Raw genomic sequence first — 12,661 nt, forward strand, 5'->3', positions numbered from 1 at the left:
GATGAAAGAGTTGACTGGAGGAATGTACAGTGGATTGTAGCCATCGACTGTTGTTTTTTACAGGTCTTTTTCTCTTGCGAGGCATTGTGCCGGGGGCCTGCGTGCACCGCGATGGCTCGGTTGCGCGATCGAGATGACCGCAGCGCTCCAAGGCACGCGCCGCCCCGTATCCTTTTGCAGGCAGAGCATGGCGCGATGGCACCGTCGCTCCATAATCGCCGGCTCCCGCTCCGGTTTCATCATGACGACGGCATATGCGGGTGCAGCCCGAGCCAGGAAAGCCATGCAGGAAATCGCCCAGAAGCCGCAGCCCACGCTGCGCGAAGAAACCACCGTCGCCGCCGTCGACGGATTGCCCGCGGGCCAGCGCGGCCGCTCGATGCTCGTGATCGTGCTCGGTCTGGCGGTGGTGGTGCTCGACAGCAGCCTGCTCAACCTGGCGCTGCCGACCATTGCGCGCGGCTTCGAGGCCGCCGCGTCGCAGACGATCTGGGTGGTCAATGCCTATCAGATCGCCTCGCTGGTGCTGCTGCTGCCGCTGGCCGCCGTGGGCGAGCGCATCGGCTACCGGCGCGTGTACCTGTTTGGCATGGCGCTGTTCGCGATGGCCTCGCTGGGCGCGATCTTCGCGCCCACGCTGGGCGCGCTGATCGCGGCGCGCGGGCTGCAGGGCCTGGGGGCGGCCGGCGTGATGAGCGTCAATGCGGTACTGGTGCGGCTCACTTTCCCGCGCGCGCTGCTGGGCAAGGGCCTGGCCTACAACTCCATGGTGGTGGCGGGCGCATCCGTGGCCGGGCCCGCGGTGGCTGCGGGCATCCTGTCGGTTGCTTCATGGCACTGGCTGCTGGCGCTGAATGTGCCGCTGGGCCTGCTCACGCTGTGGCTGGGCAGCAAGGCGCTGCCGCACAACCCGGTCGTGTCGGGCGAACGCACCGCCAGGACCTTCTCGGCGCTCGATCTGCTGCTGAACATGGCGATGTTCACGCTGGTGTTCCTGGGCGCCGATGCGCTGGGCGTGGCGCGCAAGGAAGAGGGCGGTTCGCCGCTCGCGGGCTCGCTGATGCTCGGCGCCGGCCTGGCCGTCGGCATCTGGCACCTGCGGCGCCAGAGCCGCCAGGCGCGGCCGCTGTTTCCCGTCGACCTGCTGCGCATTCCGGTGTTCGCGCTGTCCATGGCATCTTCGGTCAATGCGTTCTGCGCGCAGACGCTGGCCTTCCTGGCCATGCCCTTCCTGCTGCTGGAAACCTATGGCCACACGGCGCTCGAAGCCGGGCTGCTGCTGACGGCCTGGCCCGCGGCCATCGTCACCGTCGCGCCGCTGGCCGGGCGGCTGATCGGACGCTACCCCGACGGCCTGCTCGGCGGCGTGGGCATGGCGGTGTTTGCCAGCGGGCTGTGGCTGCTGGCGCTGCTGCCGGCCCACCCCGCGGATATCGATGTGGTCTGGCGCCTGGCACTGTGCGGCGCGGGCTTCGCGCTGTTCCAGTCGCCCAACAACCACACCATCGTCACCTCCACGCCGCTGGCGCGCAGCGGCGCGGGCAGCGCGATGCTGGGCACGGCGCGCCTGACGGGCCAGACCCTGGGGGCCATCATTCTCGCCACGCTGTTTGCCATCTGGCCGGGCCATGGCGGCAGGGCCGAGATGGTGGCCCTGGTGGCGGCAGGCATCTTCGCGCTGGTGGCCGGCACCTGCAGCAGCCTGCGCGTGCGCCAGCCACGGCACTAGTGCCAAGATGCGCCCGGCGACGCGCTACGCGACGCGCTGGCGACACGCGCGCGCCGGGCGCCATCGCACAATGCTGCAGTGGCCCTGTACGGCCACCCATGACATCAGCAAGAGGAGACAGCGACATGACGCGCAAGGTGCAGGAACTGTTTGATCTGGGCGGCAAGACAGCCCTCGTGACCGGCGGCTCGCGCGGCCTGGGCCTGCAGATGGCGCAGGCGCTGGGCGAGGCCGGCGCGCGGATCGTGCTGAGCTCGCGCAAGGCCACCGACCTCGAGCAGGCCGCGGCCGCGCTGCGCGCCGGCGGCATCGACGCGCAGTGGATCGCGGCCGATTGCGGGCGCGAGGAGGACATCGCGCGCCTGGCCGACGAGACGCTGGCGCGGGTGGGCGTTGTCGACATACTGGTCAACAACGCCGGCGCCAGCTGGGGCGCGCCCGCCGAGGAGCACCCGACCGAAGCCTGGGACAAGGTGATGAACCTGAATGTGCGCGGCTACTTCCTGCTCAGCCGCGAGATCGCGCGGCGCAGCATGATCCCGCGGCGCGCAGGGCGCATCATCAATATCGCCTCGATCGCCGGCCTCAATGGCAACCCGATAGAGATGAAGACCATCGCCTACAACACCTCCAAGGGCGCTGTGATCAATTTCACGCGCGCGCTGGCGGCCGAATGGGGCGTGCACGGCATCAACGTCAACGCGATCTGCCCGGGCTTCTTCAAGACCAAGATGGCCACGGTGCTGATCGAGACGCTGGGCGAGGAAAAGATGGCGGCGCACGCGCCGCTGCGCCGCCTGGGCGACGACGAGGATCTCAAGGGCATCACGCTGCTCTATGCCTCGGCGGCCGGAAAGCACATCACGGGGCAGTGGCTGGCGGTGGATGGCGGCGTCAGCGTGGTGACGGGCTGAGCCGCCCCGACTGCCCCGACAATAGCGCTGCCGCGGCGCGTCCAGCGCCCGGCCCCTGCGGGCGGGCGCTGCCCCCGAATGAAGAAAGGCCGATCCGGTGTTGAGTTTCGAAGCAGACATTCCCTTTGTATCCGAGCTGGGCTTCACGCTGCACAGGCGTGCCGGCGGCGAGTCGGAGCTGCATTACACGCCGCGTGCCGAGCACCTGAATTCCTTCGGCGTGACCCATGGCGGCGCGCTGATGGCGCTGCTCGACGTGACCATGGCGCAGGCTGCCAGCAGCGTGCTGCCCAATACCGGCGGCGTGACCATCGAGATGAAGACCTCGTTCATGCACCCGGCGCGCGGCGCGCTGGTGGCCAAGGGGCAGTTGCTGCACAAGACCCATGGCGGCATGGCCTACGCCGAGGGTTCGGTGTACGACGCCGAGGGCCGCCTGTGCTGCAAGGCTTCTGGCACCTTCAAACTCAAGCAGCGCGATCCGGCTTGACGACAGGCCGGCGCCCGAGGGGCGAGGGCGCCCGCGCGACGTAGGCTTGCATGGCATTTCACATATCCAAGGGAGACCGTTCATGACCGTGAATCAGCAGATTATTCTCGACAGCCGCCCGCAGGGCGAAGCCAGCGAAGGCAATTTCCGGCTGGTCCAGGCGGAGGTGCCGGCGCTGCGGGACGGCGAGGTGCTGGTGCGCCACCATTACCTCAGCCTGGATCCCTACATGCGCGGGCGCATGAACGACAGCAAGAGCTATGCGGCCAGCCAGCCGCTGGGCGAGGTGATGATCGGCGGCACCGTCGGCGAAGTGGTCGAGAGCCGCCACCCGAAGTTTGCCGCGGGCGATCAGGTCGTGGGCATGGGCGGCTGGCAGGAATACAGCGTGGTGGACGGCAACGCGCCCGGCATGCTGCGCAAGGTGGACACCACCCATGTGCCGCTGTCGCACTACCTGGGCGCCGTCGGCATGCCCGGCGTCACGGCCTGGTACGGGCTGGTGAAGATCATTGCGCCCAAGGCCGGCGAGACCGTCGTTGTCAGCGCCGCCACCGGCGCCGTGGGCAGCGCCTTCGGGGCGCTGGCCAAGGCGCGCGGGCTGCGCGTGGTGGGCATTGCGGGCGGGCCCGAGAAATGCCGCTATGCCACCGAGGAACTGGGCTTCGACGAATGCATCGACTACCGCGTGCATGGCGATGTCAAGTCCATGTCCCAGGCACTGAAGCAGGCCTGCCCCGACGGCATCGACGGCTATTACGAGAATGTCGGCGGCTATATCCTCGACGCCGTGCTGCTGCGCACCAATGCCTTTGCGCGCATCGCGGTCTGCGGAATGATTGCCGGCTACGACGGCCAGCCGCTGCCGCTGCAGAACCCGGCGCTGATCCTGATCAACCGCCTGAAGATCGAGGGCTTCATCGTCAGCGAGCACATGGAAGTCTGGCCCGAGGCGCTCAAGGAACTGGGCACGCTGGTGGGCTCGGGCAAGCTGCGCCCGCGCGAGACCGTCGCCCAGGGTCTGGCCGCCGCGCCCGCGGCGTTCCTGGGGTTGCTCAAAGGCAAGAACTTTGGCAAGCAACTGGTGAAGCTCGTCTGAACGCGCCCGGGAGGCCGCCATGATCGAAGATTTCCAAGGCAAGACAGCCGTGCTGACCGGCGCCGGTTCGGGCTTCGGCCTGGAATGCGCGCGCATCGGTGCGCGGCTGGGCATGAATCTGGTGCTGGTGGACGTGCAGCGCGAGGCGCTCGACGCGGCTGCCGAGGAGATGCGCGCCGCGGGCGCCGAGGTGCTGGTGCAGCGCGTCGATGTCTCCAACCGCATGCAGATGGAGGTGCTCGCGCGCAGCGTGCAGGAGAGCTTCGGCGCGCCGCACCTGGTGTTCAACAACGCCGGCGTGGGCGCGGGCGGGCTGGTCTGGGAGAACTCCGTCGCCGACTGGGAGTGGGTGCTGGGCGTGAACGTCTGGGGCGTGATCCACGGCCTGCGGCTGTTCATGCCGATGATGCTGGAGGCCGCCAAGGCCGACCCTGCGTACCGCGGCCATATGGTCAACACCGCCAGCATGGCCGGGCTGGTCACGCCGCCCAACATGGGTATCTACAACGTCAGCAAGCATGCGGTGGTGAGCCTGACCGAGACGCTCTACCAGGATCTGTCGCTGGTCACCGACCAGGTGCATGCGAGCCTGCTGTGCCCGTATTTCGTGCCCACGGGCATCCACCAGAGCGAGCGCAACCGGCCCGCGGGCCAGGGCGGCGCGCCGCTGACGGCCAGCCAGAAGATCGGCCAGGCCATGACGGACAAGGCGGTGTCCTCGGGCAAGGTCAGCGCCGCCGAGGTCGCGCAGAAGGTGTTCGATGCGGTGGCGGCCAACCAGTTCTATGTCTTCAGCCATCCCCAGGCGCTGGGAGCGGTGCAAAGCCGCATGGAGGACGTGATGCAGGCGCGCAATCCCTCCGATCCCTTCGCGCACAAGCCGGAGCTGGGCGCCAGCCTGCGCGCCGCGCTGCGCGATCCGGGCTGAAGGGCCGCAATGCTGATTTCCGGGCCGTTTCGACGGCCCTTTTTCTTGGTGATTGCAAAGCGGGCGCAGCGCCACAGGCCGCCTGGGCAAAATGGAAGGTGCACGAAGGGGCATGACAGAGAGGGGGTGGCGTTGGCCGAAATGGCTGCGCTGGCCACCCACAACGATGCATGCCAGCGCAAGCTGTAAATAACCGTCGCATACAAGTTGAATTGGCCTTGCGCGAATGTAACGAGTCGCTACCTGGTGGCATGATCCTCCTGCCCGAATGAAATGCGAATCGGCATTTTCGAAAGGCAGCCGCGCACCCCACGCCCCGGGTTTGCCGGCTTTACAAAAAGTAAATATTAGGCTTGCACAATGGTGCCTGCCTTCCAATTTCATTTGCACCCCATGACGTCTGCCCTGTCTCTTTCGCTGCGTGCGCGCCTGCTGTCCCAGTGGCTTTCCCGGACTCCCAGTGCACGCATCCCGGCATGGCGCATGGCGGCATGCGCCGCGGCGGTGGCGGCGGTGACGGCCGGCTGCTCGCCCAAGGAGGCGCCAGCGCCCGCGCCCAAGGCCCCGACCAAGGTCGGCGTGGTGACGCTGGCCACGCAGAGCCAGCAGCTCGATGCCAGCCTGCCGGGCCGCACGCGCGCGTTCATGACCGCCGAGGTCCGGCCCCAGGTGTCGGGCATCGTGCAAAAGCGCCTGTTCACAGAGGGCGCGACCGTGAAGGCCGGGCAGCCGCTCTACCAGATCGATTCCGCCTCGCTGCGCGCCACCTTGGCCAGCGCCGAGGCCGCGCTGGCCAAGGTGCGCGCCAGCCAGCGCACGCTGCAGGCCACGGCGGCGCGCAACGCCGAGCTGGTGAAGATCGATGCCATCAGCCGCCAGGCCAACGAGGAAAGCCAGGCCGCGGTGGCGCAGTCGGCCGCCGACGTGGCGGCGGCGCAGGCGGCGCTGGAGAACGCGCGCATCAACCTGCGCTACAGCAGCATCCAGGCGCCGATCAGCGGCCAGACCAGCCTGTCCACCGTCACTCCCGGCGCACTGGTCACCGCCAACCAGGCCGAAGCGCTCACGACCATCGTGCAGCTCGACCCGATGTATGTGGATTTCACCCAGTCGAGCACCGAGCTGCTGCAGCTCAAGCGCGACATCCAGGAGGGGCGCTTCCAGAAGCTCGAGCGCGATGCCATGACGGTGCAGCTGCGGCTCGAAGACGGCCGCGCCTACCCCCATCCCGGCAAGCTGCAGTTCGCCGGCGTGATCGTGAACCCCAGCACCGGCGTGGTGACGCTGCGCGCGGTGGTGCCCAACCCCGAAGGCGTGCTGATGCCGGGCATGTATGTGCAGGCGGCACTGCCCACGGGCATCGCGCCCGAGGCGCTGCTCGTGCCGCAGCAGGCGGTGACGCGCGACATTGCCGGCAAGGCCAGCGTGCTGGTGATCGACGCCGAAAGCAAGGCCCAGCGCCGCCCCATCGAGATCGACCGTGCCGTGGGCAGCCGCTGGATGGTGACTTCGGGCCTGGCGGCCGGCGACAAGGTGGTGGTCGACGGCTTCCAGCGCGTCAAGGCCGGCGACAGGGTCGATCCGCAGGAGGTGGACCTGCGCGCCAAGGCCCGCGTGGCCGAGGCCGCGACCGCGCAGGCCAATGGCGCGCCATCGGCAGGCGCGCCGGGCGCCGCTGCGCCGGGCGCCGCCGCGCCGGCCAACGCCCCCGCAGCCCAGCGCTGAGAGATCCGCAGCCATGGCACAGTTCTTCATCAACCGGCCCATCTTCGCCTGGGTCATCTCCATCGTCATCATGCTCGCGGGCGCGATGTCGATCTTCACGCTGCCGCTCGAGCAGTACCCCGACATCGCGCCGCCGCGCGTGACCATCAACGCCACCTATACCGGCGCCTCGGCCGAGACCGTCGAGAACTCGGTCACCCAGCTCATCGAGCAGCAGCTCAAGGGCATCGACAACCTGCTCTACATGGGCTCGTCCAGCGACCAGTCGGGACGTTCGCGCACCACGCTGACCTTTGCCCCCGGCACCGACATCGACGTGGCGCAGGTGCAGGTGCAGAACAAGCTGCAGTCGGCCATGAACCGCCTGCCCGAGGCCGTCAAGAGCCGCGGCGTGTTCGTCAACAAGGGCGGCAACGACTTCCTGACCACCTACAGCTTCACCTCGCCCGATCCGAATGTCAGCCAGGTGGACATCGGCGACTACCTGACCAGCAATGTGGTCGATGTGATCGGCCGCGTCGACGGCGTGGGCGACATCCAGGTGTTCGGCACCGGCTATGCGATGCGCATCTGGCTCGATCCCGCCAAGCTGCAGAAGTACGCGCTGATGCCCTCGGACGTGATCACGGCGCTGAACAACCAGAACGCGCAGGTCTCGGCCGGCCAGCTGGGCGCGCTGCCGGCGGTGGCCGACCAGCAGCTCAACGCCACCATCACCGCGCGCACCAAGCTCAAGACGGTGGACGAGTTCGAGGCCATCCTGCTCAAGTCTTCGCCCGATGGCGCGGCGGTGCTGCTCAAGGACGTGGCCCGGGTCGAGCTGGGCGCGGACAACCTGAGCATCACCTCGCGCCTCAATGGCCGCCCCGGCGCAGGCATGGGCATCGTGCTGGCCGACGGCGCCAACGCCACGGCCGTGTCCGACGCCGTCAACGCCAAGCTGGCGGAGATGCAGCCCTTCTTCCCCAATGACCTGAAGGTCACCATCAGCTCGGACTCGACGCCCTTCGTGCGCGCCTCCATCGAGGAGGTGGTCAAGGCGCTGTTCGAGGCGATGCTGCTGGTCGTGGTTGTCATGTTCCTGTTCCTGCAGAACCTGCGCGCCACGCTGATTCCGGCAATTGCCGTGCCGGTGGTGCTGCTGGGCACCTTCGGCGTGCTGTCGGTGGCCGGGTTCTCGATCAACACGCTGACCATGTTCGGCCTGGTGCTGGCGATCGGCCTGCTGGTCGACGATGCGATCGTGGTGGTGGAGAACGTCGAACGCGTGATGAGCGAGGAGGGCCTGTCGCCCAAGGAGGCCACGCGCAAGTCGATGGCCGAGATCACGCCGGCGCTGATCGGCATCACGCTGACGCTGTCGGCGGTGTTCATCCCCATGGCTTTCTTCGGTGGCTCGACGGGCGTGATCTACCGCCAGTTCTCGATCACCATCGTCTCGGCCATGGTGCTGTCGGTGTTCGTGGCGCTGACGCTCACGCCGGCGCTCTGCGCGACGCTGCTCAAGCCGGTGGAAAAGGGCCATGGCCACGGCCACGCCGGCCCGCCGCGCAGCGGGTTGCGCGGCGGCATGGATCGCTTCTTCGTGGCCTTCAACCGCGGCTTCGACTACAGCTCCGACAAGGCACAGAGCACAGTAGGCCGGTTGCTCTCGCGCAGCAAACGCATGGCGCTGGTGTTCCTGCTGATCTGCGCGGGCACCGCCTTCCTGTTCACCAAGCTGCCCACCTCCTTCCTGCCGACCGAGGACCAGGGCTACATGCAGGTGCAGATCACGCTGCCCTCGGGTGGCACCGACGCGCGGCTGCAGGCGGTGATGAGCGAGGTGCAGAAGTACTTCGCCGAGCAGCCTGACGTGGTGAGCTTCAACTCGATCACGGGTCTCAGCGGCGACCAGGCCTCGGCGCGCGGCTTCGTGCTGCTGCGCAACTGGGCCGAGCGCAAGGGCGAGGGGCAGAGCGCCGACGCCATCGCGCGCAAGGCCACCAAGGACCTGAGCCGGTTGCGCGACGCGCGCATCTTCGTCATGCTGCCGCCCGCGGTGCGCGGCCTGGGCTCGAACGCCGGTTTCAACTTCCAGCTCAAGGACCTCAACGGCCTGGGCCACGATGCGCTGGTCGCCGCCCGCGACCAGGTGCTGGCGCTGGCGCAGGGCGAATCCCTGGTGCAGAACGTGCGCACCAACAACCTCGACGATACCTCGCAGCTGGGCGTGACCATCGACGACCGCAAGGCGGCGGCGCTGGGCGTGAGCACGGCGAACATCAACAGCGTACTGTCGGCGGCGATGGGCGGGGTCTATGTCAACGACTTCCTCAACAACGGCCGCGTCAAGCGCGTGTATGTGCAGGGCGACGCGCCCTACCGCATGCTGCCGCAGGACATAGGCCAGTGGACGGTACGCAACGACAAGGGCGAGATGGTGCCGTTCTCGGCCTTCTCCTCGACCAGCTGGACCTATGGCTCGCCGCAGCTGCAGCGCTACAACGGCAGCCCCAGCTATGAATTCGTCGGCGACGCCGCCCCCGGCGTGAGCTCCGGCGACGCCATGGATGCGATCGAGCGCATCATGCAGCAGATGCCGGTGGGCATCGGCTACGAATGGACCGGCGCCTCCTACCAGGAGCGGCTGTCGGGCGCGCAGGCGCCGCTGCTGTATGCCATCTCGGTGCTGTTCGTGTTCCTGTGCCTGGCCGCGCTCTATGAAAGCTGGACGGTGCCGCTGGCGGTGATCCTGGCCGTGCCGCTGGGCGTGGTGGGGGCGCTGGCCTTCACCGGCCTGCGCGGCATGAGCAACGACGTGTACTTCCAGGTGGGGCTGCTGACCACGGTGGGGCTGGCGTCGAAGAACGCGATCCTGATCGTGGAATTCGCCACCCAGCTGCAGGAGCAGGGGCGCAACCTGCGCGACGCCACCGTCGAGGCGGTGCGCCTGCGGCTGCGGCCCATCCTGATGACCTCGCTGGCCTTTGGCTTCGGCGTGCTGCCGCTGGCCATCGGCTCGGGCGCCGGCGCGGGCGGCCGCCAGGCGATCGGCACGGCGGTGCTGGGCGGCACGGTGTTCTCCACGGTACTGGGCATCTTCTTCGTGCCGGTGTTCTTCCTGCTGGTGCGCAGCTGGTTCAAGTCGCGCGGGCGTGGGACGGAAACTGCCGCCAGCGGCGAAGAAAGCAATGTGAAGGGCGCGGCATGACGATGGCAAACAAGAACCTGCGCCGGCTGCATGGCCTGGCTTGCGCCGCCGCAGTGGCTGCTGCGCTGACGGGCTGCGCGAATTTCGCGCCGCCCCATGCGACGCCCGCCGGCATGGTGCCTGCCGAGGTGGGCCTGGGCGGCGCGCCCGCCCAGGCCACGCCCGCGGCGCTCGATGCGGCGCAGGCACTGGCCTGGGTGCAGTCGCCCGGGCTGCGCGAGGCGCTGGCGCTGGCGCTGTCGAACAACCGCGATCTGCGCGTGGCCGTGGCCAATATCGAGCGCGCACGTGCGCAGTACGGCGTTGCCCAGGCGGATCTGCTGCCCAGCGTCAGCGCCAATGCGCAGGCCAATCGCAACCGCACCGCGGCCGATCTGACGAATACCGGGCGTTCCGCCACGAACACGCAGTACACCGCGCAGCTGGCGATGACCAGCTACGAAATCGATTTCTGGGGCCGGGTGCGCAATCTCAACGAAGCCGCGCTGCAGGCCTTCCTGCAGACGGGCGAGAACCAGCGCAACGTGCAGCTGACGCTGATGGCCGACGTTGCCAATGCCTGGCTGACGCTGGCCGCCGACCAGGCGCGGCTTTCGCTTGCCGAGCAGACGCTGGGCGCGCGCCGCCAGTCGTTTGCGCTGACCGAGCGCATGCATGAGCTGGGCTCGACCTCGGGGCTGGTGCTGGAGCAGAACCGCACGACGGTCGATGCCGCGCGCGCCGATGTCGCCAGCTTCAACAGCCAGGTGGAGCGCGACCGCAATCTGCTGCAGCTGCTGGTGGGCGGGCCGCTGCCGGCTTCCGCCTTGCCCGCGCCGCTGCAGCTCACCTCCACAACCCCGGCGGCGGCGCTGCTGCCGCTGCCCGTGCCGTTGCCTTCGAGCGTGCTGCTAGAGCGCCCCGATGTGCGCGCCGCCGAAATGCAGCTGCGCGCCGCCAACGCCAATATCGGCGCGGCGCGCGCGGCGCTGTTTCCCACCATCAGCCTGACGGCTTCGGTGGGCACGGGCAGCAACGAGCTGTCGGGCCTGTTCGGCAGCGGCAACGGCACCTGGAGCTTCGTGCCGCTGGTGCGCCTGCCGATCTTCGATGGCGGGCGCAACCGCGCCAACGTGGCGGTGGCCGAAGCCAGCCAGCAGGTGGCGCTGGCGCAGTACGAGAAGGCGGTGCAGACGGCCTTCCGGGAAACCGCCGACGCGCTGGCCGACCGCGCGCAGTGGGCCGAACGGCTCGATGCCCAGGCTTCGCTGGTGGCTTCCACGCGCCGCACCTTCGAGCTGTCGGATGCGCGCTTCCGGTCAGGCGTGGACAACTACCTGTCGGTGCTCGATGCGCAGCGCAGCCTGTATGCGGCGCAGCAGACGCAGATCAGCCTGCAGCTGCAGGAACAGATCAACCGCGTGACGCTGGTGAAGGTGCTGGGCGGAGCGGCGGCCGTCGCCGCGCCCGCGGCGCCGGTCAGCCCCTGACGCCGGCGCCGCCTTCGAGCACCGCCTCGGCCAGCAACGCGATCGAGCGCGGCGCGCAGCCCTCGGCATCGTTGCTCACGGTGACATAGGCGCGCTGTCCGGCTCCCGTGACGCCGGCAATGGTGCGCGCCAGCAGCGCGCGCGTGTGCGGGTCGGGCGAGACGATCTGGTTGAAGGGCGCATGCGCCTTTTGCGCATCCTCATAGCCATAGGGGCCGAAGCGCCGGTTCAGGTTCCAGCGGCACACCAGCGGGCCAGGCCACAGCGAGCGCAGCAGCGGCAGCTGTTCCTCGATGGGCGGCATCTTGCCGTGCAGCCCCAGGCAGAACGTGGCGCCCGCGGCGCGCAGCACCTGGGCGAATGCCGGCACCAGCAGCTCCGGATCGCGCACCTCGACGGCAACGATGACTTGCGGATGCTGCGCCAGCTGCAGGCGCACGCGCTCAAGCAGTGCCTGCAGCCGCGCAAACAGGTCCGTGGGCCGTGTCAGCCAGTCCCAGGTCAATGGGCTGAGCTGGAACACCAGCACGCCCAGCTTGCCGCCCAGGCCTTCGAGCGCGGGCTCGACAAACGAGGCGACGGCCAGCTCGGCGTCGAGAAAGGCGGGGTTGGTCTCGCGCCCACGGCCGTCTTCGGCGCGCACCAGTGCGTCGGTGACGACGGAGGGGCATTTGACGACGAAGCTGAAGTCCGCGGGCGACTGGCCTGCATAGCCTGCGTATTGGCTCACGGTGAGCGGGCGCCAGAAGCTGCGGTCGATGCAGACCGTGCGCAGCAGCGGATGCTGCGCATAGGCCGTGAGCCCGTTCTTGGCCAGCACGCTCGGGTCATAGGGGCCGTCCCACACCAGGCCCTCCCACCCCGGATAGGACCAGGTCGAGCCGCCCATGCGCAGCAGGGGCGGCAGGGCGGCGGCCATTTCCACCAGCTGCCCGGGCACCGGCGCAGCGCCCGGCACGGTGGCGCCGGCGTGGGCCGGGCCGGCCGCGGCCCTGGCCGGCGGCGTCGGGGCGGGGGGCAGATCGTCGAACAGCGAATCTTGCATAGGCTCCAGCGGTGTTTGTCCGGATTGTAGGAACTTCACGCCGCCGATGCGCCTTCGGACAGGTGGCGG

9 protein-coding genes are annotated in these 12,661 nt (G+C 68.8%); 8 read left to right on the top strand and 1 reads right to left on the bottom strand.

Annotated features, from left to right (window positions below; all coding sequences use genetic code 11):
* Window positions 1–379: 379 nt before the first annotated feature.
* The 8 genes from M9799_RS15495 (at window position 380) to M9799_RS15530 (ending at window position 11,547) form a co-directional block, all read left to right on the top strand.
* Entirely contained in the window at window positions 380–1,729 is a 1,350-nt protein-coding gene (locus M9799_RS15495) for an MFS transporter (RefSeq protein WP_231042693.1), read from the top strand.
* Between the two features lie 125 nt (window positions 1,730–1,854).
* Complete coding sequence (locus tag M9799_RS15500) at window positions 1,855–2,643, top strand: SDR family oxidoreductase (RefSeq protein WP_231042221.1); 789 nt, start codon at window positions 1,855–1,857, stop codon at window positions 2,641–2,643.
* 97 nt (window positions 2,644–2,740) lie between these two features.
* Window positions 2,741–3,133 carry a PaaI family thioesterase gene (locus M9799_RS15505; RefSeq protein ID WP_231042222.1) on the top strand — a complete coding sequence of 131 codons (393 nt, stop codon included), beginning with the start codon at window positions 2,741–2,743 and terminating at the stop codon, window positions 3,131–3,133.
* 82 nt (window positions 3,134–3,215) lie between these two features.
* Window positions 3,216–4,232, top strand: a complete 1,017-nt coding sequence (locus M9799_RS15510; RefSeq protein WP_231042223.1) for an NADP-dependent oxidoreductase — start codon at window positions 3,216–3,218, stop codon at window positions 4,230–4,232.
* Window positions 4,233–4,251: 19 nt separating this feature from the next.
* On the top strand, window positions 4,252–5,160 hold the full coding sequence (locus M9799_RS15515) for an SDR family oxidoreductase (RefSeq protein ID WP_231042224.1): 909 nt from the start codon (window positions 4,252–4,254) through the stop codon (window positions 5,158–5,160).
* 483 nt (window positions 5,161–5,643) lie between these two features.
* Window positions 5,644–6,885, top strand: coding sequence for an efflux RND transporter periplasmic adaptor subunit (locus M9799_RS15520; protein WP_231042694.1), 1,242 nt, complete (start codon window positions 5,644–5,646; stop codon window positions 6,883–6,885).
* Between the two features lie 13 nt (window positions 6,886–6,898).
* Complete coding sequence (locus M9799_RS15525; RefSeq protein WP_231042225.1) at window positions 6,899–10,078, top strand: efflux RND transporter permease subunit; 3,180 nt, start codon at window positions 6,899–6,901, stop codon at window positions 10,076–10,078.
* Entirely contained in the window at window positions 10,075–11,547 is a 1,473-nt protein-coding gene (locus M9799_RS15530; protein ID WP_377008451.1) for an efflux transporter outer membrane subunit, read from the top strand. The genes M9799_RS15525 and M9799_RS15530 overlap by 4 nt, the downstream gene beginning before the upstream one ends.
* Here M9799_RS15530 and M9799_RS15535 read toward each other — a convergent pair.
* Window positions 11,537–12,592, bottom strand: coding sequence for a DUF72 domain-containing protein (locus M9799_RS15535; protein ID WP_231042226.1), 1,056 nt, complete (start codon window positions 12,590–12,592; stop codon window positions 11,537–11,539). The two genes, M9799_RS15530 and M9799_RS15535, sit on opposite strands and share 11 nt — an antisense overlap.
* Between the last annotated feature and the right edge of the window lie 69 nt (window positions 12,593–12,661).

The sequence above is a fragment of the Comamonas endophytica genome (genome assembly GCF_023634805.2).
In the GTDB taxonomy this organism is placed as follows: Bacteria; Pseudomonadota; Gammaproteobacteria; order Burkholderiales; family Burkholderiaceae_C; genus Comamonas; species Comamonas endophytica.